Raw genomic sequence first — 25,936 nt, 5'->3', positions numbered from 1 at the left:
AAGATTTAATCGGAAACGGCAGATTCGGCCAACCTTGCCGTTTGGGGCCTAGAGGTCGCGCAGCACCGGCGCCGCCTTGTGCCCGAGCACCCGCCAGGTGCCGGCAAGGCCGATGCCGACCGTGATCACCAGCGCAAACACCAAGGTCGCCACTGCCACCTCCGGCATGAAATGCGACGGCAACGTCATGATGCGGGCAACGATGTACCAGGCGGCGATGCCGCCGGCAGCCAACGCAAACACCGCGGTGGCCAGGCCGATCAGCATGTATTCCAGCGAAAACGCCGCGATCAGCGTGCGCCTCGTGGCGCCCAGCGTCTTCAGCACCACGGCATCGTGGATGCGGGCGCGATTTCCCGCGGCGAGCGCGCCGGCCAGCACCAGCACCGAAGCGATCAGCGCCACGCCGGCTGCCGCCCGGATCGCCGTGCCGAGCTGGCCGACCAGCCGGTTGATGACATCGAGCGCGTCCTTGACCCGAACTGTCGTCACCGCCGGGAGGGCGCGGGTGACGGCGTTCAGCAGGCGGGCATCCTCTGCTGCGGTGGCATCCTTTTCGGTCAGCGTCGCCAGCCAGCCATGCGGGGCGCCGGCAAAGGTGTTGGGCGAGAACACCATGACGAAATTGATGCCCATCGTCTCCCATTGCACCTCTCGGAAATTGGCGATCCTGGCCGTCACATTGCGTCCGAGCACATTGACGGTGACGGCATCGCCAAGCTTCAGGCCGAGCGCCTTGCCTTCATCGTTGGAGAACGAAACCAGCGGTTCGCCGCTGTAATTCTCCGGCCACCAGCTGCCCTCGGTCAATGTCGCATTGGCCGGTTGTTTGGCGTCGTAGGTCAGGCCGCGATCGCCGCGCAGCACCCAGGCGCCTTCCGATGGCACATTGGCCTTGTCGACACTAACGCCGTTCAGCGCCATCACCCGGCCGCGCAGCATCGGCACCTTGATGAGCGTTCCCTTCGGCGCCTCATTGCCGATCAATGTCGAGAAGGCATCGACCTCGCTATTCTGGATGTCGACGAAGAAGAAATTCGGCGCCCGTTCCGGCAGACTGCCGGAGATCTGCTGCCTGAGATTGCCGTCGATCAGCGCCAGCGTCACCAAAAGCGTCAGCCCGAGGCCCAGCGACAGCACGACGGACGGCGTCAGCGCGCCGGGCCGGTGGATGTTGCCGATGGCGAGCCTGAGCGCGACCGAGCGCACACGCGGGCTTTTGCGCGCCACCCACTGCACCAGCGCACCGACCAGGCGCAACACCAGAAAGGCAAAGACCGTCGCGCCGACGAAGATCAAGGCGATGCGCCGGTCGCCGGAAAACAGGATGGCGAGCGCCGCCAAAGCGAGCGCGATGCCGACCGCCGTGGCAAGATAGGGCAGGCGTGGAAAGCCGCGGCCCTCAAAACCCATTTCGCGAAACAGCGCGGTCGCCGGCACATCGCGGGCGCGGCCGAGCGGCAACAGCGCGAAGGCAAGCGTCACCAGCAGCCCGAACAGCGCGGCAAGAGCCAGCGCACCGGGATAGAAGCCGCCTTTAGCCGGCACCGGAATGAACGACTGGAGCGCAGCGCTGGCTGCAAACGGCATGGCGGCGCCGAGGATGAGGCCAAGCGCGATGCCGAGGCCGGCGATCATCAGGATTTGCACGAGATAGACGGTGAAGACGAAGCCGCCCGAGGCGCCAAGGCTCTTGAAGGTGGCGATGACGCCGCGCTTGCCGTCGAGATAGGCGCGCACCGCATTGGCAACGCCGACGCCGCCGACCACCAGCGCCGTCAGCCCGACCAGCGTCAGGAATTGCGAGAAGCGCTCGATGTTGGCCGACAGCGCCGGCGCCGCATTGGAACGCGTGCGGATCGACCAGCCGGCTTCAGGGAAATCGCTCGCCGCCCGATCCTGGATGGTCTTGAGATCGGCCTCGCTGGCGCCGGCCGGCAGCCGAACCTTGAAGGCATTCTCGACCAGGCTGCCCGGCTGGATCAGGCCGGACGCGGCAAGCCCCGCGGTCGAGACCATCAGCCGTGGCGCGAAGCCGAAACCGTCCGACACCGCATCCGGTTCGCTCACCAGCCTGGCCCGCAATTCGAATGTCGCGCTGCCGACCTTCAGCCGGTCACCGATCTTCACATTCAGCCGGTCGAACAACAGGTCGGGCGCGGCGGCGCCAAAGACGCCTGATTTCTCGTCGAACAAATCCTTTCTGCCAAGCTGCGGCGCGGTATCGAGCGCGCCATAGAGCGGATAGGCGTCGTCGACGGCCTTGGCCTCAACCAACGCCTGGTCGGAGCCGTCATCCAGCCGCGCCATCGAGCGCATATTGGCGCTGTGCGACACAGTGCCGAGGCGGTCGAGGAAGGTGCTTTCGGCTGGCGTCGCATCGCGCTGGTTGAGCTGGAAGCGCAAGTCGCCGCCAAGCAGCGTCTGGCCCTGGTCTGCAACGCCTGCGGTGATCGCCTGCGCCACCGAATTGACCCCGCCGATTGCAGCGACGCCGAGCGCAATGCAGGCAAGGAAGATCAGGAAACCCGACAACCCGCCGCGCATCTCGCGCAGCGAGAAGCGGAACGCGAGCTTCAGCGTCTGCGACAGTGGCATCAGGCCGGCACCTTGACCTGCGCTACCGGCGCATCCTCGATGCGGCCCGAGCGCATCGACACCTGGCGCGAGCAGCGCGCCGCAAGGGCCGGATCGTGCGTGACCAGCACCAAGGTCATGCCGCGCTCGGCCGCCTTGGCGAACAAAAGGTCGGCAACCTGCCGCCCCGTCGCCTGGTCGAGATTGCCGGTCGGCTCGTCGGCGATGAGAATGCGCGGCGACGGCGCCAGCGCGCGGGCGATCGCCACGCGCTGCTGTTCGCCGCCGGACAGCTCGCCCGGATAGTGGGTGACGCGGTCGCTCAAGCCCACCGCTGCCAGCTCGCGCGCCGCGACACCGAACGGATCGGCATGGCCGGCCAGTTCCAGCGGCACCGCGACATTTTCGAGCGCCGTCATGTTGGGAATGAGATGGAACGACTGGAAGACGATGCCGATGTTTCGGCCCCGAAACGATGCGACCTCGTCCTCGCTTTTGCCGTTCAGCAATTCGCCGGCGATCCGCACCGTCCCCGAATCGACCTGCTCCAGCCCGGCCAGCACCATCAGCAAGGTCGACTTGCCGGACCCCGAAGGGCCGACGATGCCGGTCGCCTCGCCGCGCGTCACGTCCAGGCTGACGCGTTTCAGCACATGCACTGAGGAAGCGCCTTGGCCAAGGGTCAGGGATACGTCTTTCAGCCCGATGACGGCTTCTGTCACAATTAAAGCGTCCTATATCAGGATGAAGGCTCTGCTTGCCGGAAGCCGTCGCCGGAAGAATTCCTCGGGTATATGGGGGCTGCCACATGTCTTTCAAACGCTTGAATGCCGCAGGGCTCGTCCTTTTCGTCACCCTTTGCGGCGCCATTTCGTCCGTGCGCGCCGAGACGTTCACCATCGTCGGCTTCGGCGACAGCCTGATGGCCGGTTTCGGCCTCGGGCCTGGCGATGGCTTTACCGACAAATTGCAAGCTGCGCTGCGCGCCAAAGGCCATGACGTCACCGTCGCCAACGCCGGCGTTTCAGGCGACACCTCGAGCGGCGGCTTGGCGCGGCTTGACTGGTCGGTGCCGGATGGGACAAGGCTGGTTATCCTCGAACTCGGCGCCAACGACATGCTGCGCGGCGTCTCGCCCAGCATTACGGAAAAGAACCTGGACGACATGCTGGCGAAGCTGAAAGCGCGCAAGATCGCGGTGCTTCTGGCCGGCATGCGCGCCGCTCCCAATCTCGGCGCCGACTACCAGAACGCCTTCGATGCGATCTACCCAAAGCTGGCCGCGAAATACGATGTGCCGCTCTATCCGTTTTTTCTCGATGGCGTCGCCGGGCAGTCCGGCCTGCAGTTGGAGGATGGCCTGCATCCCAATCCGAAGGGCGTCGCAGCGATGGTCGAGCGCATCATGCCCGCCGTGGAGAAGGCGATTGCGGCAGTTGAGGGTGGCGGTTGAACGCCGGCCTGACGAGAATAACGCGGCGTTCGCCTCGCGCGAACTTTGAAACAAAAGACCGGGCTGCCGATGACCCGAGTCATCCATGCTGCGCTCGAAGAGCATATGCAGCATCTGGGTAATGCAAGCGCCGAGGCGGCACGGCAATAGTGCTTATTCATCGCTTGGAGGCGCCTGTTCGTAAAAATGCCTGCAACCAACAAACCACTTGCCCCGTTTGACTATCGATGATTCGCTAGGGGCACAGTTCGATTCGAGGAAGGGAGGCTCACCATGCCGCGTCTTTTCACCGCCCTCGAAATACCCCGTGACGCCGCTCTTTCGCTGTCCCTGCTCAGGGGCGGCCTGCCCGGAGCCCGCTGGATCGATGTCGAAAACTACCATCTGACGCTGCGCTTCATCGGCGACGTCGAAGGCCATATCGCCGACGAAATCGCCAACGCGCTCGACCGGGTGCACCGCCCATCCTTCTCGCTCACCCTGTCCGGAGTTGGCGCTTTCGGCCAGAAGAAGCCGCACGCCGTCTGGGCCGGCGTCTTCGCCTCGCCCGACCTTTCGGCGCTGCAGAGCGAAATCGACCGCATCTGCCAGCGGCTCGGCCTGCCCGCCGACCCGCGCAAGTTCACCCCGCATGTTACGCTGGCACGCTTGCGCAATTCGAGCCCGCTCGACGTCGCCCAGTACCTGTCGGCGCGCGGCAATTTTGCGACGCTACCGTTTCGCGTCGGCCGCTTCGTGCTGATGTCGTCGCGCGATTCGGTCGGCGGCGGTCCCTACATTGTCGAGGAGGCGTGGCCGCTCTCCGGCGTCGACGCCCGCGCCACCAATCTCGTCGCCAGCGCCTCCGACGCTTCGCGGATCATGCGGTAGACCGAAGCGAACGCTTCGGCCCCGTCATAATAGGGATCCGGCACGTCGCGGGTTTTGCCCTGCGCAAACTCTGCCAAGAGATGAATACGTTCGCGCGCACCGGCCGGCGCCAACGCCTTGAGGTCGCGGACATTCTGCCGATCCATGCCGAGGATCAGGTCGAAGCGCGAAAAATCCCCCGGCCTGACCTTGCGTGCCCGCTGCCCTGATATGTCGATGCCGTGGCGGGCCGCAATCGCGATCGAGCGCGGGTCGGGCGCTTCGCCGAGGTTCCAGCCGCCGGTCGCCGCAGAGTCCAGCACGATGTCGTCCAGCACCATGTCGCGGCCGCGTTCCGCCAGCACGGCGCGGAACACGCCTTCGGCCAGGGGTGAGCGGCAGATGTTGCCGAGGCAGACGAAGAGTATGGAATTTATCGGCTTTACGCTCATTCGATATGCGCCGTTCGTGCATTTGGAAGCCCAAAACGCAAAGGACTTTTGGGCGACTTGCATTATGGTGAGGGTCGATATCTGGGATAGCACGGGAAATCATCATGACGAGAGAGAAACTCAGCAAGGACGCCATCGCCGCCGCACTGGCCGAACTGGCCGGCTGGTCGCAGGCAGCCGATGGCGCCTCCATCAAGCGCAGCTTCGACTTCAAGAATTTTTCCGAAGCCTTCGCCTTCATGACCCGCGTCGCGCTGGCCGCCGAGAAGATGGACCATCATCCCGACTGGTCGAACGTCTACAAGACTGTCGACGTGACGCTCAACACCCATGATGCCGGTGGTGTCACTGCGCTCGACATCGCGCTGGCCAAGAAGATGAATGGGTATGCTGGCGGCTGAACGCTGGGGCGGCAACGCCAAATCGGCGCCATCCTCTTGCAGTGGACCGGGACTTTCACCACATTTTCCGTGGCGGCCGCGCGCAACGCGTAGCGCGACGGCCGGCAAGGAGAGGATTGATGGCGCAGCAGCCCGGTTTTGATTTCTTCGGCTTCGGCAGCAAGCTCGGCGACGAGAGTGAAGTGCGCGCCAAATTCTGGCGCACGGCCAAGAAGGCCGCCCGGCAGATTCCGTTCATGGAAGAGGTCGTCGCCGGCTATTATTGCGCGCTCGACAGGAAGACGCCTTTGCGTGCCAAGGGCATATTGCTGGCAGCGCTTGGCTATTTCGTGCTGCCGGTCGACGTCATACCCGATTTCGTCTTCGGCCTCGGCTTCACCGACGACATCGCCGTGCTGACCGCCGCGATCTCCACGGTAAGCGCCCATATCACCCCTGCGCACCGCAAGGCCGCCAAGGAGGCGATCGCCGACAAGAGCTGAATCGGCGTCGCGTTGGCAACTTGGTTCAGAAGAAATCCTCCGCTCAAACAGGACGATAGCGGCTTGGCTTCGGGTTCCGCTGCGGCCGTTGGAAAAGTCAAACTCTTGCCGCTTTCGTGGCCTCCAAGTCGCCGCAGGGACATTGCGAAAGCCGTTTTTTCAAGAAGCGGCGCGGAAATGGCGGTGGTTTCCATGGGTGAATGTCCTTTTCCGAGGGAAATTCACCGTTTGGTAACCCAGATTAAATCAAAATGAAGCGACGGGCAGGACGCCAAGCCGGCCTGCCCCGCACCATTTGGAATACGGGAAAAGCGATGCGCGGATTGATTGCACTAGTCTCGAGCCTGGTCCTGGTGGCTTTTGCCGCGCCGGCGCTGGCGCAGCAGGCGACCAAGATCGGCCAGCACAATGCCTGGGGCACCTACAGCTACCAGGCGCAGGGCGGCAAGGTCTGCTATGTGCTCACCGTGCCGACCGACAAGCAGCCGCCGACGCTCGATCACGGCGACATGTTCTTCTTCGTCAGCCAGCGGCCGGGCCAGCAAGTGTCCTACGAGCCGCAATTCATCGCCGGCTACACATTCCAGGAAGGCTCCAAGGCCACCGTCACCATCGACAAGAAGACGTTCTCGATGTTCACCCGCGGCAAGTCGGCCTGGGTCGAGAACGCCGCCGAAGAGCCGGTGCTGATCGCCGCCATGAAGACCGGCACCGACATGAAGGTCTCGGCGAAGTCTGGCCGCGGCAATCCGACGACCTATGTGTTTTCGCTGAAAGGCATCTCGGCCGCGCTGACGTCGATCGCCAAGTGCAAGTAGGCTAGCGCGGTTCCCGCCGCATGACTCTCGCCGCAACCTGTGCTATGCGCCGCGCTTCTTTTCGGCACGATGGATGAAATCGGCCGCAATTTGCTTATATTGGCGCTGATATGACCCTTTCCTTCGATCTCACCACTGAGGGCGCACGCGACGCGTTGCGCGCTCGCGCCACGCCCGAGAAGCCGTCGCTGATCGGCCTGACCCGGGCCGAGCTCGGTGAAGCCCTTGTCAGTGCCGGCATCGTGCCCGAGCGCCAGGCGAAAATGCGCGCCCAGCAGCTCTGGCACTGGATGTATGTGCGCGGCGTCTCCGATTTTGCCGGCATGTTCAACATCTCCAAGGATCTGCGCGCCGAACTCGACAAGCATTTTACCGTCGCCCGGCCCGAAATCGTCGAGGAGCAGATTTCCTCCGACGGCACGCGCAAGTGGCTGTTCCGCTTTCCGCCGCGCGGTGCCGGCCGTCCCGTCGAGATCGAGACCGTCTACATCCCCGAAGAAGGCCGCGGCACGCTCTGCATCTCCTCGCAGGTCGGCTGCACGCTGACCTGTTCGTTCTGCCACACCGGCACGCAGAAGCTGGTGCGCAATTTGACGGCGGAAGAGATCCTGGCGCAATTGCTCACCGCCCGCGACCGGCTCGGCGATTTCCCCGACCGCGACACACCCGACGGCGCCATCGTCCCTGCCGAGGGCAGAAAAGTCTCCAACGTCGTCATGATGGGCATGGGCGAGCCGCTCTACAATTTCGAGGCGGTGAAGAAGGCGCTGCTGATTGCCTCCGACGGCGACGGACTGTCGCTGTCGAAGCGCCGCATTACGCTCTCGACCTCCGGCGTGGTGCCCGAGATCTTCCGCACCGGCGAGGAGATAGGGGTCATGCTGGCGATCTCGCTGCACGCCACCAATGACGATCTGCGCGACCTGCTTGTGCCGATCAACAAGAAGTATCCGCTGAAGGAACTGATCGAGGCCTGCCGCGCCTATCCCGGCCTGTCCAACGCCAAGCGCATCACCTTCGAATATGTGATGCTGAAGGACGTCAACGATTCCATCGAGGACGCCAAGGGGCTGATCAAGCTGCTCAAAGGCATTCCAGCCAAGATCAATCTGATCCCGTTCAACCCGTGGCCGGGCACCAACTATCAGTGCTCGGACTGGGAGACGATCGAGAAATTTGCCGACTACATCAACAATGCCGGCTATGCCTCGCCGATCCGCACGCCGCGCGGCCGCGACATCCTGGCCGCCTGCGGGCAGCTCAAATCCGAATCCGAACGCATGCGCAAGGTCGACCGCCTGGCGCTGGAAGCCATGATGATTGCGGGGCATGGCGAGGCGTGAGCCGCCTCTTCGCCTATATCCTCCGTTTCGCTGTCATCCTGTTCGGCTATGTCGTCGCCTCATTGGCGGCGAGCGCCTTTCTCAACGTGTTGTTCCTGGCTTCCGTCGGTTATATGCCGGACGATGCGCACCCAGCGGCGGCCGCGGCGCTGTATTTTTCGATCCCGTTCGTGGCGCTGTTTGTCGCCTATTTCGCTTTCATACCGGCAGCCATCGTCATCCTGATCTCGGAGATACTCAGCCGCCGCGACTGGCTGTTCTATGCGCTTGCGGGCGGCATCGTGGCCGCGGTGTTCCTCGGCTTCGTCCACCAGAATGCCGACATCAATTTCGACGTCACTGAGCCCCGCGCCATCGCCGCCGTGATCGGCTGCGGCATGGTCGGTGGCATCTTCTACTGGCTCGCCGCCGGCCGCTGGGCCGGAAGCTGGTGGCAGGCCGCTACTTCGCCTGAGCGGTCAGGATCTTGAGCGCGAAGGCCGAAAACACACCGGCAAAGAGATAGTCGACGACCCGCGTTACGCGCGGGCTGGCCTTCATCGCCGCCGAAAACCTTTCCGCGGCAAACACCATCGGCGCCGTCACAGGGATCGACAGCACGATGAACATGAGGCCGAGGGAGAACAGTTTTCCCGGCGCGTTCGGATCGTGAGCCGAGACGAACTGCGGCAGAAACGTCATGAAGAACAGGATGATCTTCGGGTTGAGTAAATTGACGCCGAGTCCGGCGGCCCAGCTGCGGAACAGCGAAATCTGCGGGCCATTCTTCTTCTGCGGTGAAAACGCCGAGCCCTTGGTCATCGCCTGCCAGGCCAGGAACACCAGATAGACGGCGCCGAAGATTTTCAGCACCAGGAAGGCCATCGGCGAGGCGACGATCAGCGCCGAGATGCCGACCGCCACCAAAGTTGTATGGATCAGCGTGCCGAACAGAGCACCCGCCAGCGAGGCAAAGCCGGCGGCGCGGCCCTGGCTCAGTGTTCGCGAGACGAACAGCGTCATATCCGGCCCCGGCGTGATCGCCAGGATCATGGTGGCGATGGCGAACTGGATCAGTGTTGTGGTGTCGGGAATGAAGGACATCGGTGGCCCCTGGCGAATGATCGTCGGTCTATAACGCAGCCTCCCCGCTCACGCCAGCAACTGACTGGCGTGGCATCTGGTCCAGCGGCTGCGGCGGCCGGCGCCCGTTCATCCCTTGCGCTGGCCGGAAATGCCGTGATACCTCGCCCGCGAAACTCACGCGCGGAACCGCCAAAATGTCCCCAGCAATGCCCAAGACAAAAGACGTCAAGAAGGTCGTGCTCGCCTATTCCGGCGGTCTCGACACCTCCATTATCCTGAAATGGCTGCAGACCGAGCTCGGCGCCGAAGTCGTCACCTTCACCGCCGATCTCGGCCAGGGTGGCGAGTTGGAGCCGGCGCGCAAGAAGGCCGAGATGATGGGCATCAAGGATATCCGCGTCGTCGATGTCCGCGAGGAATTCGTCGCCGACTTCGTCTTCCCGATGTTTCGCGCCAATGCCGTCTATGAAGGCACCTACCTGCTCGGCACCTCGATCGCCCGGCCGCTGATCTCCAAACACCTGGTCGAGATCGCCCAGGAGGTCGGCGCCGATGCTATTGCGCATGGCGCCACCGGCAAGGGCAACGACCAGGTGCGTTTCGAGCTGTCGGCCTATGCGCTGAATCCCGACATCAAGGTCATCGCGCCGTGGCGCGACTGGTCGTTCAAGTCGCGCACCGACCTGATCAACTTCGCCGAGCAGCACCAGATCCCGGTGGCCAAGGACAAGCGGGGGGAGGCGCCGTTCTCGGTCGACGCCAACCTTCTGCACTCCTCTTCCGAGGGCAAGGTGCTGGAAGACCCGTGGAGCGAGCCGCCGGAATTCGTCCATCAGCGCACCGTCTCGCCGATGGAGGCGCCGGACAAGGTCACCGAGATCGAGATCGAATTTTTGAAGGGCGATCCGATTGCACTGAACGGCAAGAAGCTGTCGCCGGCCGCCATGCTGATGGCGCTTAACGATCTTGGCCGCGACAATGGCATCGGCCGGTTAGACCTGGTCGAGAACCGCTTCGTCGGCATGAAATCGCGCGGCGTCTACGAGACCCCCGGCGGCACCATCCTGATCGTCGCCCACCGCGCCATCGAATCGATCACGCTCGACCGCGGCGCCGGCCACCTCAAGGACGAGTTCATGCCGCGCTACGCCGAGCTGATCTACAACGGCTTCTGGTTCTCGCCCGAGCGGCTGATGCTCCAGGCGATGATCGACAAGAGCCAGGAAGACGTCGAAGGCACGGTGCGCCTGAAACTCTACAAGGGCAATGTCATGGTCACCGGCCGCAAATCCAAGAAGACGCTCTATTCCGACGCGCTGGTCACCTTCGAGGATGACCGCGGCGCCTACGACCAGAAGGACGCCGCCGGCTTCATCCGCCTCAATGCGCTGCGGCTGAGGACGCTGGCGGCAAGGAGCCGCAAGGGTGAACCAAACTAGTGTTCCAGGAAAACCCGGCGGTCACACAGGGTTTTTATTTGATACCTCTAATATAAGAGGCCAAGCTGGCTGACATGGTTTCCGTTTGACCTTTTAAAAGCCTCATCTAAATTCCTTCGCGGGACGAGGGATTCCGATCGTGAAAAACGCCATTTTTCTCCTGCTTGCGGCGGCCATCGTCTTTACCGGGTGCCAGTCCTCGCAGGCGGCCGCAAAACGCGAGCAGGACGGGTGCATCTCCGCCGTCCATCTATGGAGCATCACGTTCAAGCACGAAATCGCCTCTTTCATGGGCGTCTCGCAGGAGCGCATGCCGGCCCTGTTCTGCCAGCGCATCACCGAAGGTGTACGCAGCGGGCGGATCAGCTACTCCGATTTGAACAGAGTGCAGCTAGACCTGCCGACCGAGATATGGCTGGTCATCAAGGGCAAGTCAAAGGCGACTGCCAGGGCCGCGCCGGTGCTGCGCAACTCCAAATTCCGGAGCTGCAAAGGTACTGAAGGCGCCTTCGAGGTTCCTATTTCCCAGAAGTGCCCGTTGAGCGGCTACGCACATTATTGAGAGCCCAGGCGCTCAGCCGGCATTTGCGCCAACGATCGAGCAATTCGAGAAAGAGCATGCCCGACTTCGTCCGTAACTGCGTAAAAACAAAGAAATAGAGCGGCGGCAAAGAACTCAGTGCTTTTCCTGCTTGATCTTTTCGGGCCCTTATCTAGCCTCCTCACAATCGATGGGGGCAGCTGACAATGAAGCCGTGGTTTGTGGCCTGCCTGCAATGGTCGTCATGCTGGCCGGTTGCCAGACTGGGCAGGAGCAAGTGAGACAGGATCCCGAGGCGGCATTCGATCGCTGCGTCAGCAAGGTGGCCATATCGAATATATCGGCCAAACACGAGATCGCCGCTTTTATGGGCGTTTCCCTGGAGCGCATGCCGCCACTGCTGTGCCGCCGCCTTGTCGATGCCATGAAGACCGGCCGGCTGACCTTCTCCGACATAAACCGCCTCCAGTTCGACCAGTCCACGGACATCTGGAAGGTCATAAAAGGCGGGTAGCCGCTCGGCTGCTGAACGGTTTGAACGCCAAAAGCTCCAGTCCTTGCAGAAAAGCCCGGCGCATGGCCGGGCTTTCCGTTCTTCGATCTGGATATTTCTATCAGCCGCCGTCGATCGCGTCGGCGATCTGGGCGATGGCCTGCTGGTAGACGCTGGCGGAATTCCAGCCGGCGATGGCCCCCATATTCGCACTCGCGCTCGCACCCGCCCGCCAGCCATGAGCCTTGAGAAAGTTGGCCGTCGAAGCCAAGGCCGTCGCCTTGTCGCGCAGATTTCCGTTGCCGACGCCATACTTCAGGACATTGCCGGGCAGGAACTGCGTATGGCCGATCTCGCCATGCGCAGCGCCGACCGACGAGGCGCTCAGCGCGCCGCGATCGACCAGCTTCAGCGCCGCAATGGCATGCGGGTAAAAGAAGCCCGGGCGACGGCAATCATAGGCAAGCGTCAGAATGGCGGAGACCGTGTTCTGGTTGCCCAGGGAGGCTCCGAAGCCGGTTTCCATGCCCCAGATGGCCAGCAACACGCCCGGCGACACCCCGTAATTGCTCTCGATCCTGTCGAACATCGCTGCATTCGACTTCTTCAGCGCACGGCCCCTGGAAATGATCGCAGCTCCGCCACGACGCTTCATGAAGGCGTCCACCGAACCGCTGAACGCCTTGTGGATGGCGCGGTCGACGGAGATTGTCTTTGTCGCGTAGCTGGCACCGGCCAGAGCAGCCAGACCCTTCCCGCCGACACCTTCGGACCTGGCCTGCGCGGCAAAGTCCTGCTTCCACGCCTCGAAGCCCGCGCCGGTCTTGCCGCAGCTGGCCGCCGCCTGCGCGCCCGTCGCCAGCGCAAGTACCGCGACCACCGCGGCAGCAATAATCTTTCCCTTGGCAAGCAATGCCATGCTTTTTCTCCTGATTGCCTGAATCACGTCCCGGTTGCGAACTTGCCAGCGAAACACGCCATTGTCACCGTACCCCCGGCGCTACCCTGGCCAATGCAGCGGAATTTGCTTACGATCAAGTGCTTATTGTGGCCGAAACGCCCGGTGCCGGGCAGGCGAATTCGCTGCTCGGGTAAAAAGAGGTGACGGGGGCATGGAACGGCGGCCCGTGGCGGGCGTTTGGGCGAGGCGCCGCTCCGCACCATATTCCTCCTCTGACGCCATACGCCAACGCCTGACGCATCGAGATCGACATGAAACTGTTCGACTGCCCGCATTGCGGCCACCGCCTCTACTTCGAGAATGCGCAGTGCCTGAATTGCGGGAGTCTCGTGCTTTACGATCCCGAGCATGCGCGCTTTGCCTTGTCTGACGTCGACGGCATCTTCCACTGCACCAATGCGGATGAATGCGCCTGCAACTGGATGGCCGAACCGGGTCATACCTACTGCCGCGCCTGCGTGCTGAACCAGCTGATCCCCGACCTCTCCGTCGACGGCAACCGCCGCCGCTGGATTCGCGTCGAGGCGGCCAAGAAGCGCGCCGTCTATTCGCTGCTCGCCTTCGGCCTTCCGGTCGTGCCCAAGCACAAGCACGGCGACGAAATCGGCCTCGCCTTCGACTTCATTGCCGATCCGATCGGCGGCGGTCCCGGCGGCGAACGCATCCTTACCGGCCACGACAACGGCCTGATCACGCTCAACGTCGCCGAGGCGGACTCGGCCGAGCGCGAGCGGCGTCGCGTCGAGATGGGCGAAAATTACCGCACGCTGCTCGGTCATTTCCGTCATGAGCTTGGCCATTACTACTGGGACCGGCTGATCCGCGACGAGCCGCAACGGCTCGATGCCTTCCGGGCGCTGTTCGGCGACGAACGCCCCGACTACGAGCAGGCGCTGAAGGCCTATTACGCCAATGGCGCTGCGCCCGACTGGCAGCAGAACCACATCTCCGCCTATGCGACGTCGCATCCATGGGAAGACTGGGCCGAGACCTGGGCGCACCATCTCCACATCACCGACACGCTGGAGATGGTGCACGCGCTGAATTTTCCACTCGGCCAGCTTGAGACGATGGAGACCAATGTGCTGCCGCAAGGCGACACCGGCGGCCGGTTGCAGGCGGCGCCCGCGGAACCTGACGCCGTGCCCGAGCCGTTCGAAAAGATTCTCGCCCGCTGGCTGGTACTCTCGGAAGCCTCCAACTCGATCAACCGCTGCATGGGCCTGCCCGACCTTTATCCCTTCGTCATTTCGGACGTGACGGCGCAGAAACTCAGCTTCGTGCATGAGCTTTTGACCGGTTTGCCGAAAGAAACCGGAACAAATCGTGAGCTGGCGTCGGTATTTTAGCCGGAACGCATGCGTTCTGGTTTCGTTTGGTGTCGCGAGGGACCATGAAAGGGAGAGAAACCATGAGACGCATATTGTTTCCGGCCGTCGCCGGGGCGCTTGTCGCGATGTCGGGTGCGGCACTCGCCGATACCGCCGTCTCGGCCGTCACCGATCTTAATGTGCGCGCCGGCCCCGGCCCGCAATATCCTGTGATCGGCGTGCTCGCCGCCGGCCAGTCGGCGACGCTCAATGGCTGCATCGAAAACAGCAAATGGTGCACCATTGCCGAAGCCGGAGGCCAGGGCTGGGTCTATTCCGACTATGTCACGGCCGATTTCGGCGGCAACCGGGTCGTTCTGACACGCCGCCCCGCCAACGCCGCCATCACCGTGGTTACACCGCCGCAGGATGATTATCCCGATACCTATACCGGTGCGATTCTGTCCGACGACGGCCCCGTCGACGCCATCGACAGGCCACCGGCGGAAGTCGGCACCTATGTCAGCACGCACCGGCTCGATCCTGTCTATCTCGAGGGCGAGGTGGTGACCGGTGCCACCTTGCCCGACACGGTCGAACTGCGCGAAATCCCCGACTACCGCTACCGCTACGTCTATGTGAATGGCCAGCAGGCGCTGGTCGACCCGCAGACACGGCGCATCATGTACGTCGTGCGCTGATTTTGCCTTGAAAGAATGACAAGTGAACTCGTGCCGCCCTCCTGCGGAGGCTGAGGGCGGCAAAAGGGTCGCTGAACAGCAGCAATTGCGCGAGAGCCGACGATCCCCTAGATCATGCGACCCGATGCGTTCGGCAGAGGAACTCGCGTGATATCAGATCCAGCCGCCTTCGAGCGCTATAGCAACACGGCCACCGAAAAGACGAACCTGCCGCGGCTGATAATTGGAACGGCGGTCGTCGTCCTGTTCTGGGTGGCGATCACCCTGGTTGTGGTGCTTGGCGGCACCTATGTCGCGATCGTCTGGCATGTATTGCCGGACGACCCGCGCGGGCCGCTTCAGGGCTTTCTGGCCTCGCCCATCGGCATACTCACCGCACTCACCTCGTTTACCGGCATCTGGCTCGGCCTCTGGCTTGCCATGCGTTTCGTCCATGGCGAGCCGCTCTCGGCGCTTTTCGGCGCCAGTCGCCGCGTGTCCTTGTCGGGCTTCCTCAAGGGCCTGGTCGCGGTGCTGATCACATCGGCGCTTTCCGAAATCCTGCTCTACTGGCTACAGCCCGAAATCGCCCGCGGCACGATCAACCTGTCGACCTGGCTGCTGTTCCTGCTCCCGATCGTGGCGCTGACCCTGCTGCAGACCTCGTCCGAGGAGATGCTGTTTCGCGGCTATCTGCTGCGCGGCCTGGCCAGGCGCTTCGAGAGCCCTTACGTGTGGGCGCTATTGCCCGCTTTGCTGTTCACCTTCTTGCATTGGAGCCCGGGCTCGACCCCCGCCATCAACGCCTGCGTGCTGGCCTCGATCGCCGCCTTCGCCTTGCTGTTGACGCTGGTGGTTTATGTCACCGGCAATCTCGGCGCCGCCTTCGGCGCCCATCTCGGCAACAATCTCACCGGCTTCCTGCTGATCTCGCATCAGGAGAACTACAATTCCTTCGCCCTGTTCAACGCCAAGCCGCTGGAAGGTCCGGACTGGACGACGACGGATGCCGTCATCATCGCCGCCATCGGTATCGTCTGCACCTTGCTGACGATCCTGCTGCTTCTGCACCCGCGCTCGCCGCTGAAGGTTACGGCCGACCCTCGGGATGCAGGGTGAACTAAACAGGGACCGATCCAGAGACCGGGAAGCCGCCCTTGTCTTGACTCTTCGGCCGATTTCCTGTCTACAGCCCCGAAATCCGCGACGAGTATCCCTCCGAGCAAGCCGACCAGGACGCCAAAACCTTTTGAGGTGGGTGCTGTAAACAGATCCTGGAGGCCAACACCCGGCAGCGCTGAGCGCCCCCGGGTGCTTTTTGGTTTTGAGCTTTGCTTGGATGAGCGGCGCGAACGCACTACCTCTCGGGCACCATCGGGGTGCCTGAGAAAAAGGAAACGGAATGTTTGAATCGCTGCAGGAGCGCACAAGAGGCGTGGAGGGCCATCGGCCCGACAGGGATCACCATGAATCCAAGGCGCTCTCGCGCGGCGGGTTGACCAATGTTTGAATCACTTCAGGAGCGCCTTGGCTCCATCCTGAACGGCCTGACAGGCCGCGGCGCGCTATCGGAGGCTGATGTCTCGGCGGCGTTGCGCGAGGTGCGCCGTGCGCTGCTCGAAGCCGACGTTGCGCTGGAAGTGGTGCGTTCCTTCACCGACAAGGTGCGCGAGAAGGCCGTCGGCGCCGCCGTCGTCAAGTCGATCAAGCCTGGACAGATGGTCGTCAAGATCGTCCATGACGAGTTGGTCGACATGCTCGGCGCCGAGGGCGTCGCCATCGACCTCAATGCGCCGGCGCCGGTCGTCATCATGATGGTCGGCCTGCAGGGCTCCGGCAAGACGACGACCTCCGCCAAGATCGCCAAGCGCCTGACCGAGCGCCAGAACAAGAAGGTTCTGATGGCCTCGCTCGACACGCGGCGGCCCGCGGCGCAAGAGCAGCTGCGCCAGCTCGGCGAGCAGGTCAAAGTCGCGACCCTGCCTGTCATTGCGGGCCAGAACCCGGTCGACATCGCCAGGCGCGCCGTCCAGGCAGCCAAGCTCGGCGGTCATGACGTCGTCATCCTAGACACCGCCGGCCGCACCCATATCGATGAGCCGCTGATGGTGGAGATGGCCGACATCAAGAAGATGTCGAGCCCGCACGAAATCCTGCTGGTCGCGGATTCGCTGACCGGCCAGGACGCCGTCAACCTTGCCAAAAGCTTCGACGAGCGCGTCGGCATCACCGGCCTGGTGCTGACCCGCATGGACGGCGATGGCCGTGGCGGTGCCGCGCTTTCGATGCGCGCCGTCACCGGCAAGCCGATCAAGCTGATCGGCACCGGCGAAAAGATGGACGGGCTGGAGGAATTCCACCCCAAGCGTATTGCAGACCGCATCCTCGGCATGGGCGACATCGTCTCGCTGGTCGAAAAGGCCGCCGAAAACATCGACGCCGAGCAGGCGGCGGCGATGGCCAAGAAGATGCAGTCGGGCAAGTTCGACCTGAACGACCTTGCCGGCCAGCTTCAGCAGATGTCGAAAATGGGCGGCATGGGCGGCATCATGGGCATGATGCCCGGCATGGGCAAAATGAAGGACCAGATGGCGGCCGCCGGCCTCGACGACAAGATGTTCGGCCGCCAACTCGCCATCATCTCGTCGATGACCAAGGCCGAGCGCGCCAATCCGGACATGCTGAAACATTCGCGCAAGAAGCGCATCGCCGCCGGCTCAGGCACGGATGCGGCCGAGATCAACAAGCTCTTGAAAATGCATCGCGGCATGGCCGACATGATGAAGGCGATGGGCGGCAAGGGCAAAGGCGGCGGCCTGATGCGCGGCATGATGGGCGGCCTTGCCTCCAAGATGGGCCTCGGCGGCATGATGCCGGGTGGCCCCGGCGGCATGATGGGTGGCGGCATGCCCGACCTCTCCAAGATGGATCCCAAGCAGCTCGAAGCCTTGCAGAAGCAGATGCCCGGCCTTGGCGGCATGAAGGGCCCGCCCACCCCGAGCGGCGGTGGCCTGCCCGGTCTGCCCGGCGGCATGAAGCTTCCCGGCCTTGGCGGCGGTGGTCTGCCCGGCCTCGGAAAGAAGAAGTGAGGACGCTATGAACGAAGAAAAAGACATGGCCGACGCACGCACCATCCTGGCCGGCTATCGCGCCTCGATCGACAACATCGACGCCGCCCTCATTCATATGCTGGCCGAGCGCTTCCGCTGCACCAAGGCGGTCGGCGTGCTCAAGGCCGAGCATGGCCTGCCGCCCGCCGACCCGGCGCGCGAGCAGGAGCAGATCACCCGCCTTCGCCAGCTGGCGAAGGACGCTCATCTCGACCCCGATTTCGCGGAAAAATTCCTCAACTTCGTCGTCCGCGAAGTGATCCGCCATCACGAGCAGATCGCCGCGTCCAACGGCGCAAGCAAAACCGGCTAACAAAGTGCATGTCGCCCAAAAGTGCGCAGCGGTTTTGGGACAACGACCTGCACCAGACAAAGCCATTAACCCAACACTGAAATCAGAAATTTAGGAGAAATGAAATGCCCTTGAAGATCAGACTGGCCCGTGCGGGCTCGAAGAAGCGCCCTTACTACCACGTCGTCATTGCTGACGCCCGTTCGCCGCGCGACGGCCGGTTCATCGAGTCGATCGGCTCGTGGAACCCGCTGCTGCCCAAGGACGGCGAGCGCGTCAAGGTCGACGCCGACCGCGTCAAGCATTGGCTGTCGCACGGCGCTCAGCCGACCGACCGCGTGCTGCGCTTCCTCGATGAGGCCGGCCTCCTCAAGCGCGAAGCCCGCTCCAACCCGAAGAAGGCCGAGCCCGGCAAGAAGGCGCAGGAACGCGCCTCTCTGCTGAAGAAGGCCCAGGAAGACGCTGCCGCCGCCGTTGCCGCCGCTGCTGCAGCCCCGGCCGAAGCGGAAGCCGCCACCGCCGAATAAGCATCGCGTCATCGCATCGACAAAACGGCGGGCCTGTGCCCGCCGTTTTGCTAATGTGCGGCGATGTCATATGCGTTCGAACGAAAGATGACTGAGCGGACCGTCACGGAAGAGACCCTTTTCGGCGGCGTAGCCGGAACGCTGTTGCGATGCGCCGGCGCCACGACAGGCGTCGTCGTGCTCAGCGGATCGAGCGGCCGCATCGACGTCACCCGGGCCCGGCTCTTTGCCAAGGAAGGAGCATCCGCTCTCGCGCTGCAATGGTTTGGCGGCGAAGGTCAGGTGCCCGGCATTTGCGAGATCCCGCTCGAAACGTTTTTCGCGGCGACCGACTATCTTGTCCAGATGGGATGCCGGCGCATCGTCTATGTCGGGACCTCGAAAGGCGCCGAGGCCTCCCTGCTTGCGGCGGCTCACGATCCACGCATCGGCCTCGTGGTTGCGATCAGCCCGACATCGGTGGTCTGGGGCAATATCGGGCCGGGCCGCGACGGCGTCAGCTGGCCGGAACGATCGTCGTGGACGCTCGAGGGGATTCCTTTGCCGTTTGTCCCAAGCAATCCCGCTTGGAACGCTGAGTATGTCGATGGTCTGGTGTCCTACCGGGGGCTCTTCCTACGTGCCTTGCAAACCTTCAAGGACGCAGCGGCCAAGGCTGCCATTCCCGTCGAAGCTATTTCAGCCGACATTGTTCTGGTTGCGGGCGGCGACGACGCGCTATGGCCATCGCTGGATTTTGCCCAGTCGATCGTTCGGCGTCGCCAGGACACCGCAATGACCACCTGCCTCGTCTCAGTGCCCGACGCCGGCCACCGCATTCTGCTGCCGGGCGAAATCACGCCGCGCTCGAGGCTGCATGCCCATGGCGGCAATGACGACGCCGACACGCGCCTGGGCCGCCTGGCTTGGGAGCATATCCGGGGATTGCTGTAGCGCAGGCAGCCAATGGTCCAGCTGCCTTGGGCAACAGCGAAACCGGCGATCTATAGCCGCCGGTTTCCGATGTTGGACCTGGCTGTGTTCAATAACCGTCGGGGCAGCTGGCGATATAGGTGCGCCCGTTCCGGCCGCGGTAGCGACATTGACCGCTTTCGCTGGCACGGCCGATCAGCGCGCCGGCCACGGCGCCGACGGCGCCGCCGACGACGGCCCCCTGAACCGGATCATTTGCCACAGCTGCGCCAACCGCCGCGCCGCCGAGGCCGCCGACCGCGGCACCCTTTTCGGTTTGCGAGCACGCGCCCAGCGCGGTCGCCAGTACCAGAATGATCATCGCTCTTTTCATTATCGTTCCTCTCTCACGCGGATCGCCGTCCTCGCCGCCACGGCTCTAACTCCCAGACGGCTGATTTGATCCCGATGACGTGAGAGATCGCGGTGTCCGCGCCGGTCACATTCGTGCCGACCGCCGCCGAGCTTGTTGAAAATCCAGGCTTTTCTACTTTTCGGCTGCCTTTTTCAGATTGGCGAGGCCAGCCTCGAAATCCTTGCCGATCAGCGTATCGAAACTCATGAACAGGCCCATCAGCTTGGCAATGAAGGGCCGGTTGCCGCGCATTGCCCAGGTGACAGCGGTGGTGTCGCCCGAGGGCTTCAGGGTGAAGTCGACGCTGTTGCTGGCCCGGAACGGCTTCTCGAAGTCGAGCTTCAGCGACACCAGCGAGGATGGCACGGAATTGACGATCTCCATGCGTCCCTTGCCGGCCTTGGCATTGCCTTCCCAGGCGTAGGCGGCGCCCTTGCCGGCATCAGCGCCCGACAGCGTGCGCTTCATCAGCGGGTCGAGCTTTTCGTAGGGTGACCATTCCGGCCACTGCTTGAAATTGTTGATCAGCGGAAAGATCGCTTCCGGCGCGGCCTTGATGCTGGCGGTGCGGGCGGTGACGAAATCATTCGACCTCGTCGCCGCATAGATGAGCACGGCGGCGATGATGACGACCAGGAGGATGAGAATGGTGCTGAGCATGTTTTTCTCCTCGCTTAACGGCTGAACGGGATCAGGGCGCGCACGCTTGGGTCGCGCAGATAGAGACCGCCCCACAGGATGATGCCGAGATAGACGCTAAACAGCGTGTGCGAAAACAACGGGCTGCCGACGCGCATATTTGTGGCGATGGCGCCGCCGAGATAGCCGGTGAGCAGGATGGCGCCGAGCACCGAGGTGCGGGGCAGCGCATAGAGCGCGGTCGAGATCAGCCCGATAATGCCGAGCGTGCGCGCGACATTGACATCGGCCGGCCAGCCGAGCGGCACCATGGTCTGGGTGACGACATCGAGCGGCGGCAGCTTGATGACGCCGTCGAAGATCATGAACAGGATGATGAGGCCGCTGAGCACGCGGCCGGTCCACAGGGCGCCCGACGAGACGGGCATGGTTTGAGAAATACTCACGGTGTTCCCTCCTAAGCGGTTCGAGCCGTTTGCTGGCTTCGGACCAAGGACGAGCGATGGGGCGGCGATCCTACAGGGTGCGGATTCTTTTTGGGTAGCAGCAAGCAAAAGCCGCTGCGTGGCGATCCTTCACACCCCCCTCTGGCCCGCCGGCCATCTCCCCCGCAAGGGGGGAGATTACACGCTCGACCGCTTCGGCAATGTTCCATGAATGAGCGGAGCATCGAAACCGCCGATCTCCCTCCTTGCGGGGGAGATGCCCGGCAGGGCAGAGGGGGGTGCTGTCCCTCCACCTTGACGGACTATCGACATCCACCAGTCACGGCTATTGATAGGGCTGGGCGAGAGACGAGCGAATGGCCGGCGAGACTGATCTGAAAAAGCTGCTGGCGGCGATGACGCCGGAACTGCTGCCGGACGTCTACGTGTTCGCTACGCTCACACCTGGAATCAGCCGGCAGGCAGGCCTCGATCCCGTGATGGTCTTTCGCGAGCGCGAGGGTGTGACACTGATCGTGACCGAGGACGCGGCACGGGCGGCCGGGCTGACCGCTTCGTTCCGCTGCCGCATGATCACCCTGAACGTCCACTCCTCGCTGGAAGCCGTCGGCTTCCTCGCCGCCATCACCGCCCGGCTGGCCGCCGCCGGCATGGGCGTCAATCCGGTCTCTGCTTTCTATCATGACCATCTGTTCGTGCCCGCTGAGCGGGCCGAGGAAGCGATGGAGTTATTGCGCCAACTGGCCAAGGATAACGCCGGCTGAATATCAAGCTCGACGCACGTAGAGAATATCCGGCAGGCCTTCTTCGTTGGTGGTGCCCGCGCCGAACGCCTCGGGGCGAAAGCCATGGCGCTCGTAGAAGCGACGCGCGCCGGTGTTGGCCTGGAAGCAATGCAGTTTAACGATCCGTAGCGCGGCGGTCGCTTGCACCAGCAGCCGGCTGCCTATGCCTTGCCCCGTCCAGGCGGGGTCGAGATAGAGCTGTTCCACCCAATCGCCGCTCAGGGCAATGAAGCCGACAATGCCGGTGCCGGCCTCGGCGACCGTCACCTGCTGCCGGGACAGCACGATCTCGCGGATGAAGGCAAGATCCTCATCCGGCGTATGGATGACCGGCATCCAGGAGAACGAGCCAAGTGCGGCCCGCATGACAATGGCGATGGTCGCGGCATCCAAAGCCGTGGCGGGTCGCAGCACGATTTTGGTGGGATCGTTCAAAGGCGTTTCTCAACAGAGGTCAGCGCTGCCCTCATCCCCCTGCCGGGACCTTCTCCCCGTGAACGGGAGAAGGAAGGCTTCGGCCGAAGGCCGAGCCCGCGACTGCGGGCCGCCGGCTTTCCGGCGCCCCCGCGGAGGGCCCGCCGCGGCAGCGGAGATACGGCCCGTGAGCGAATAAACTATGCCGCCTTCTTCTTCGGCTGGATCAGGCCGCGCTCGACCAGAAGCTCGGCGATCTGCACCGCGTTGAGCGCCGCGCCCTTGCGCAGATTGTCGGAGACGATCCACATCGACAGGCCGTTGTCGATGGTCGAATCCTCGCGGATGCGCGAGATGAAGGTGGCGTCCTCGCCGGCCGATTCCAGCGGCGTGATGTAGCCGCCATCCTCGCGCTTGTCCAAGACCTGGCAGCCCGGCGCTTCGCGCAGGATATCGCGCGCCTCGTCGGCGGTGATCGGCTTTTCGAACTCGATGTTGACGGCTTCGGAATGGCCGATGAACACCGGCACGCGCACACAGGTCGCCGTCAGCTTGATCTTGGGGTCGAGCATCTTCTTGGTCTCGGCGACCATCTTCCACTCTTCCTTGGTCGAGCCGTCGTCGAGGAAGACGTCGATATGCGGAATGACGTTGAAGGCGATGCGCTTGGTGAACTTCTTGACCTCGACGCCATCGGCGACGAACACCGCGCGGGTCTGTGTAAAGAGTTCGTCCATGCCTTCCTTGCCGGCGCCGGATACCGATTGATAGGTGGCGACGACGACGCGCTTGATGGTGGCGACATCGTGCAGCGGCTTCAGCGCCACGACCAGCTGCGCCGTCGAGCAGTTCGGATTGGCGATGATGTTCTTGCGGGTGAACAGCGAGATCGCATCCGGGTTCACTTCCGGCACGATCAGCGGCACGTCCTGATCATAGCGGAAGGCCGACGAGTTATCGATGACGACGCAGCCCTGCTTGCCGATCTTCGGCGACCACTCCTTCGAGACGTTGCCGCCGGCCGACATGATGCAGATGTCGGTGTCGGAAAAATCATACTGGTCGAGCGTCTTGACCTTCAGCGAACGGTCGCCGAACGACACTTCGGTGCCCTGGCTGCGCCGCGAGGCCAGCGCCACGACTTCGCTTACCGGAAAGCCGCGCTCTTCCAGTATGTTGAGCATTTCGCGACCCACATTGCCCGTGGCGCCGACTACCGCAACCTTGAAACTCATCAGAAATCTCCTGTCCCTCTCCGCTTGGTTTTTGGAGAAAACCCGCCGGCCAATGCGGGTCCGTCCCCCGGGCCGGACCCGGGAGAGGGTGGTTAGGCCAAGGGAATCACACCGTGGTGGTGGTTTTTTTGGCCATGGTTTTGCTGGAACGGTAAGACGCGCCGACGCGCCCGGCCCCATGATTGTGGCCGGGGAAGTCGAAGGCAAGAAGAGCCATCAGAAGGCCGCGCATCGAAAATGATCCCGTTCGATGCCGGCTTTTACGCGGTTTGCGTCAGGAGTCAATTGCGGCCAGGCACACGCCTGCCCTGTACAATAGCGGCCGCAAGAAGTACGAACGCCCAAATAGTGTTTGGCTGGCGTGCGTCAGCCCCGGCATGTGCTCCATGATGAGCCCAGACCCTGAATTCCGAAAGAGTGAGATGTCCAATTTCGAAGCTATTGTTCCTGCGCTGGCAGAAGCGCTGGAAAAACGCGGCTATACCGAGCTGACGCCAGTGCAGAAGGCCGTGCTGGAGCTCGGCGAGTCCGACGCTCTGGTGTCGGCGCAGACCGGCTCAGGCAAGACCGTCGCCTTCGGCCTCGCTTTGGCGCCGACCCTTCTTGGAAGCGCCGAGCGTTTTGACCAGGCTGGCGCACCGCTGGCGCTGGCCGTGGCGCCGACGCGCGAGCTCGCTCTGCAGGTGATGCGCGAATTGCAATGGCTCTACGCGCCGACCGGCGCCACCGTCGCGTCCTGCGTCGGCGGCATGGACATGCGCTCCGAACGGCGCGTGCTGGAGCGCGGCGCCCACATCGTCGTCGGCACGCCCGGCCGCCTGCGCGACCACATCACCCGCAACTCCCTCGACATGTCGGCGCTGAAAGCCGTGGTGCTGGACGAGGCCGACGAGATGCTCGACCTCGGCTTTCGCGAGGACCTCGAATTCATCCTCGATGCCGCACCGGCTCAGCGCCGCACGCTGATGTTTTCGGCCACCGTGCCGCGCTCGATCGCCACGCTGGCGCAAGGCTATCAGCGCGACGCCGTACGCATCTCGGCCGGCGGCGAGGAAAAGCAGCATCTCGATATCGAATACCGGGCGCTGAATGTCGCCTATCCCGACCGCGAGAACGCCATCATCAACGTGCTGCGCTTTTACGAGGCGAAGAACGCGCTGGTGTTCTGCAACACCCGCGCCGCCGTCAATCATCTGACGGCACGCTTCAACAACCGCAATTTTTCCGTCGTCGCACTGTCGGGCGAGCTCAGCCAGAACGAACGCACCCACGCGCTGCAGGCGATGCGGGACGGCCGCGCCAAAGTCTGCATTGCCACGGACGTCGCAGCGCGCGGCATCGACCTGCCCAATCTCGAACTGGTCATCCACGCCGATCTGCCGACCAATCCCGAAACGCTGCTGCACCGCAGCGGCCGAACCGGCCGAGCCGGACGCAAGGGCGTCAGCGCGCTGATCGTGCCCAACGGCGCCCGCAAGCGCACCGAACGGCTGCTGCAGAATGCCGGGCTGAAGGCGACATGGGCGAGCCCGCCCTCCGCCGACGAAGTCATCAAGCGCGACGACGAGCGCATCCTTGCCGATCCAGCCTTCGAAGAGCCGATTGCCGAGGACGAGCGCGGCTTCATCGACGCGCTTCTGGCCAGGCATGGCGCCGAACAGGTGGCCGCCGCCTTCGTGCGCCAATGCCGCGCCAGCCGCTCGGCGCCCGAGGAACTGACGGAGGTCGCGGCCTTCACGCCGTCGCGAGACAGACCGGCGGGCGAAAAATTCGAACGCCGCGACGAAGCGCCCAGCCGCCGCGACGATTTCGGCGACAGCGTCTGGTTCTCGCTGTCGATCGGGCGCAAGCAGAATGCCGAGCCGCGCTGGCTGATCCCGATGCTGTGCCGCACCGGCAACATCTCCAAGCGCGAGATCGGCTCCATCAAGATGCAGCAGGATGAGACCTACGTGCAGATCGCGGCCGACTGGGCCGATCGCTTCCTCGCCGCCGTCGGCCCCGACAAGAAATTGCAGGGCAACATTGCGGTGAAACGCCTGGACGGCACGCCCGACCTGTCGCGGGCCGGCTACCAGGCGCCGAAGCCCGACAAGAAGCCGCATCGCGGCAAGCGCCCGTTCGAGGCGCCGCAAAGCGCACACAAGCCGAAATTCGAGAAGCGGGAACGGCCCGCCGGCGATGCAAAGCCTTGGGCCGGGAAACCGAAATTCGACAAGGCTGGACCGCCGAAGAACAAGAAACCGAAGAAGCGGCCGGTTTGAGGCTCTTATCGGCCAATTACAGATGTAGGCGCTGCCCCTCATTGCCCTGCCGGG

General features: G+C 63.5%; 30 protein-coding genes. 19 read left to right on the top strand and 11 right to left on the bottom strand.

Annotated features, from left to right (window positions below):
• Positions 1-48: 48 nt before the first annotated feature.
• Both X726_RS146765 and X726_RS146770 read right to left on the bottom strand, forming a co-directional pair.
• On the bottom strand, positions 49-2,598 hold the full coding sequence (locus X726_RS146765; RefSeq protein WP_023671725.1) for an ABC transporter permease: 2,550 nt from the start codon (positions 2,596-2,598) through the stop codon (positions 49-51).
• Complete coding sequence (locus X726_RS146770; protein ID WP_023671724.1) at positions 2,598-3,299, bottom strand: ABC transporter ATP-binding protein; 702 nt, start codon at positions 3,297-3,299, stop codon at positions 2,598-2,600. The genes X726_RS146765 and X726_RS146770 overlap by 1 nt, the downstream gene beginning before the upstream one ends.
• An 86-nt stretch (positions 3,300-3,385) precedes the next feature.
• Between X726_RS146770 and X726_RS146775 the strand changes: the two genes are divergently transcribed.
• Together X726_RS146775 and thpR are read left to right on the top strand one after the other, a co-directional pair.
• The gene (locus X726_RS146775) at positions 3,386-4,030 is read left to right on the top strand and encodes an arylesterase (protein WP_023671723.1); all 645 of its coding nucleotides are present in this window, start codon (positions 3,386-3,388) and stop codon (positions 4,028-4,030) included.
• Between the two features lie 273 nt (positions 4,031-4,303).
• Positions 4,304-4,900: an RNA 2',3'-cyclic phosphodiesterase gene (gene thpR / locus X726_RS146780; protein ID WP_023671722.1), complete on the top strand. Its 597-nt coding sequence runs from the start codon at positions 4,304-4,306 to the stop codon at positions 4,898-4,900.
• Here the strand turns inward: thpR and X726_RS146785 are convergent.
• Positions 4,804-5,331: a low molecular weight protein-tyrosine-phosphatase gene (locus X726_RS146785; protein ID WP_023671721.1), complete on the bottom strand. Its 528-nt coding sequence runs from the start codon at positions 5,329-5,331 to the stop codon at positions 4,804-4,806. The two genes, thpR and X726_RS146785, sit on opposite strands and share 97 nt — an antisense overlap.
• A 104-nt stretch (positions 5,332-5,435) precedes the next feature.
• Here X726_RS146785 and X726_RS146790 point away from each other — a divergent pair, with 104 nt between their 5' ends.
• From X726_RS146790 to X726_RS146810, 5 genes are all read left to right on the top strand, one after another.
• Positions 5,436-5,732: a 4a-hydroxytetrahydrobiopterin dehydratase gene (locus X726_RS146790; protein WP_023671720.1), complete on the top strand. Its 297-nt coding sequence runs from the start codon at positions 5,436-5,438 to the stop codon at positions 5,730-5,732.
• A gap of 119 nt (positions 5,733-5,851) precedes the next feature.
• Entirely contained in the window at positions 5,852-6,214 is a 363-nt protein-coding gene (locus X726_RS146795; protein WP_023671719.1) for a YkvA family protein, read from the top strand.
• A gap of 314 nt (positions 6,215-6,528) precedes the next feature.
• Positions 6,529-7,032: an invasion associated locus B family protein gene (locus X726_RS146800; RefSeq protein ID WP_023671718.1), complete on the top strand. Its 504-nt coding sequence runs from the start codon at positions 6,529-6,531 to the stop codon at positions 7,030-7,032.
• A gap of 110 nt (positions 7,033-7,142) precedes the next feature.
• Entirely contained in the window at positions 7,143-8,375 is a 1,233-nt protein-coding gene (gene rlmN / locus X726_RS146805; protein ID WP_023671717.1) for a 23S rRNA (adenine(2503)-C(2))-methyltransferase RlmN, read from the top strand.
• Entirely contained in the window at positions 8,372-8,845 is a 474-nt protein-coding gene (locus X726_RS146810; RefSeq protein WP_023671716.1) for a hypothetical protein, read from the top strand. Before rlmN ends, X726_RS146810 begins: the two co-directional genes overlap by 4 nt.
• Here X726_RS146810 and X726_RS146815 read toward each other — a convergent pair.
• Positions 8,817-9,458, bottom strand: a complete 642-nt coding sequence (locus X726_RS146815) for a LysE family translocator (RefSeq protein WP_023671715.1) — start codon at positions 9,456-9,458, stop codon at positions 8,817-8,819. The two genes, X726_RS146810 and X726_RS146815, sit on opposite strands and share 29 nt — an antisense overlap.
• A gap of 188 nt (positions 9,459-9,646) precedes the next feature.
• Here X726_RS146815 and X726_RS146820 point away from each other — a divergent pair, with 188 nt between their 5' ends.
• The 3 genes from X726_RS146820 (at position 9,647) to X726_RS146830 (ending at position 11,934) form a co-directional block, all read left to right on the top strand.
• Complete coding sequence (locus X726_RS146820) at positions 9,647-10,879, top strand: argininosuccinate synthase (RefSeq protein ID WP_023671714.1); 1,233 nt, start codon at positions 9,647-9,649, stop codon at positions 10,877-10,879.
• A gap of 139 nt (positions 10,880-11,018) precedes the next feature.
• A complete protein-coding gene (locus tag X726_RS146825; protein WP_023671713.1) occupies positions 11,019-11,441 on the top strand; it encodes a hypothetical protein in 423 nt (140 codons plus the stop codon).
• Positions 11,442-11,655: 214 nt separating this feature from the next.
• Positions 11,656-11,934, top strand: a complete 279-nt coding sequence (locus X726_RS146830) for a hypothetical protein (protein WP_023671712.1) — start codon at positions 11,656-11,658, stop codon at positions 11,932-11,934.
• Between the two features lie 100 nt (positions 11,935-12,034).
• On the opposite strand, the gene X726_RS146835 is transcribed toward X726_RS146830, so the two are convergent.
• Positions 12,035-12,832: a lytic transglycosylase domain-containing protein gene (locus tag X726_RS146835; protein ID WP_023671711.1), complete on the bottom strand. Its 798-nt coding sequence runs from the start codon at positions 12,830-12,832 to the stop codon at positions 12,035-12,037.
• 293 nt (positions 12,833-13,125) lie between these two features.
• On the opposite strand from X726_RS146835, the gene X726_RS146840 reads away from it, so the two are divergent.
• The 7 genes from X726_RS146840 (at position 13,126) to X726_RS146870 (ending at position 19,726) form a co-directional block, all read left to right on the top strand.
• On the top strand, positions 13,126-14,223 hold the full coding sequence (locus tag X726_RS146840; protein ID WP_023671710.1) for a putative zinc-binding metallopeptidase: 1,098 nt from the start codon (positions 13,126-13,128) through the stop codon (positions 14,221-14,223).
• Between the two features lie 62 nt (positions 14,224-14,285).
• Entirely contained in the window at positions 14,286-14,885 is a 600-nt protein-coding gene (locus tag X726_RS146845; protein ID WP_023671709.1) for a DUF1236 domain-containing protein, read from the top strand.
• Between the two features lie 147 nt (positions 14,886-15,032).
• Positions 15,033-15,983: a type II CAAX endopeptidase family protein gene (locus X726_RS146850; protein ID WP_023687661.1), complete on the top strand. Its 951-nt coding sequence runs from the start codon at positions 15,033-15,035 to the stop codon at positions 15,981-15,983.
• A gap of 383 nt (positions 15,984-16,366) precedes the next feature.
• Positions 16,367-17,953 carry a signal recognition particle protein gene (gene ffh / locus X726_RS146855; RefSeq protein WP_023671707.1) on the top strand — a complete coding sequence of 529 codons (1,587 nt, stop codon included), beginning with the start codon at positions 16,367-16,369 and terminating at the stop codon, positions 17,951-17,953.
• Between the two features lie 7 nt (positions 17,954-17,960).
• A complete protein-coding gene (locus tag X726_RS146860) occupies positions 17,961-18,287 on the top strand; it encodes a chorismate mutase (protein WP_023671706.1) in 327 nt (108 codons plus the stop codon).
• Positions 18,288-18,391: 104 nt separating this feature from the next.
• Positions 18,392-18,793 (top strand): 30S ribosomal protein S16, encoded by a 402-nt coding sequence (rpsP, locus tag X726_RS146865; RefSeq protein WP_023671705.1) that lies wholly within the window; start codon positions 18,392-18,394, stop codon positions 18,791-18,793.
• An 87-nt stretch (positions 18,794-18,880) separates the two neighbouring features.
• Complete coding sequence (locus X726_RS146870; protein WP_023687658.1) at positions 18,881-19,726, top strand: acyl-CoA thioester hydrolase/BAAT C-terminal domain-containing protein; 846 nt, start codon at positions 18,881-18,883, stop codon at positions 19,724-19,726.
• A gap of 88 nt (positions 19,727-19,814) precedes the next feature.
• Here the strand turns inward: X726_RS146870 and X726_RS146875 are convergent, their stop codons facing one another.
• The 3 genes from X726_RS146875 to X726_RS146885 all read right to left on the bottom strand — a co-directional run bounded on the left by X726_RS146875 (position 19,815) and on the right by X726_RS146885 (position 21,184).
• Positions 19,815-20,078: a YMGG-like glycine zipper-containing protein gene (locus X726_RS146875; RefSeq protein WP_023687657.1), complete on the bottom strand. Its 264-nt coding sequence runs from the start codon at positions 20,076-20,078 to the stop codon at positions 19,815-19,817.
• Positions 20,079-20,231: 153 nt separating this feature from the next.
• Complete coding sequence (locus X726_RS146880) at positions 20,232-20,759, bottom strand: SRPBCC family protein (protein WP_023671702.1); 528 nt, start codon at positions 20,757-20,759, stop codon at positions 20,232-20,234.
• Between the two features lie 14 nt (positions 20,760-20,773).
• Positions 20,774-21,184 (bottom strand): DoxX family protein, encoded by a 411-nt coding sequence (locus tag X726_RS146885; RefSeq protein ID WP_023687655.1) that lies wholly within the window; start codon positions 21,182-21,184, stop codon positions 20,774-20,776.
• A gap of 356 nt (positions 21,185-21,540) precedes the next feature.
• Here X726_RS146885 and X726_RS146890 point away from each other — a divergent pair, with 356 nt between their 5' ends.
• Positions 21,541-21,948, top strand: coding sequence for an ACT domain-containing protein (locus X726_RS146890; RefSeq protein WP_023671700.1), 408 nt, complete (start codon positions 21,541-21,543; stop codon positions 21,946-21,948).
• Between the two features lie 3 nt (positions 21,949-21,951).
• On the opposite strand, the gene X726_RS146895 is transcribed toward X726_RS146890, so the two are convergent.
• From X726_RS146895 to X726_RS1000000172290, 3 genes are all read right to left on the bottom strand, one after another.
• The gene (locus X726_RS146895; protein ID WP_023671699.1) at positions 21,952-22,404 is read right to left on the bottom strand and encodes a GNAT family N-acetyltransferase; all 453 of its coding nucleotides are present in this window, start codon (positions 22,402-22,404) and stop codon (positions 21,952-21,954) included.
• A 179-nt stretch (positions 22,405-22,583) separates the two neighbouring features.
• Entirely contained in the window at positions 22,584-23,618 is a 1,035-nt protein-coding gene (locus X726_RS146900) for an aspartate-semialdehyde dehydrogenase (RefSeq protein WP_023671698.1), read from the bottom strand.
• A gap of 106 nt (positions 23,619-23,724) precedes the next feature.
• Positions 23,725-23,850 (bottom strand): hypothetical protein, encoded by a 126-nt coding sequence (locus X726_RS1000000172290; RefSeq protein WP_023671697.1) that lies wholly within the window; start codon positions 23,848-23,850, stop codon positions 23,725-23,727.
• A gap of 190 nt (positions 23,851-24,040) precedes the next feature.
• Here X726_RS1000000172290 and X726_RS146905 point away from each other — a divergent pair, with 190 nt between their 5' ends.
• Complete coding sequence (locus X726_RS146905; RefSeq protein ID WP_023671696.1) at positions 24,041-25,882, top strand: DEAD/DEAH box helicase; 1,842 nt, start codon at positions 24,041-24,043, stop codon at positions 25,880-25,882.
• Positions 25,883-25,936 lie beyond the last annotated feature (54 nt).

It is taken from the genome of Mesorhizobium sp. LSJC285A00, assembly GCF_000503155.1.
Taxonomy (GTDB): domain Bacteria; phylum Pseudomonadota; class Alphaproteobacteria; order Rhizobiales; family Rhizobiaceae; genus Mesorhizobium.
This window is presented reverse-complemented; position numbering and strand designations above follow the sequence as displayed.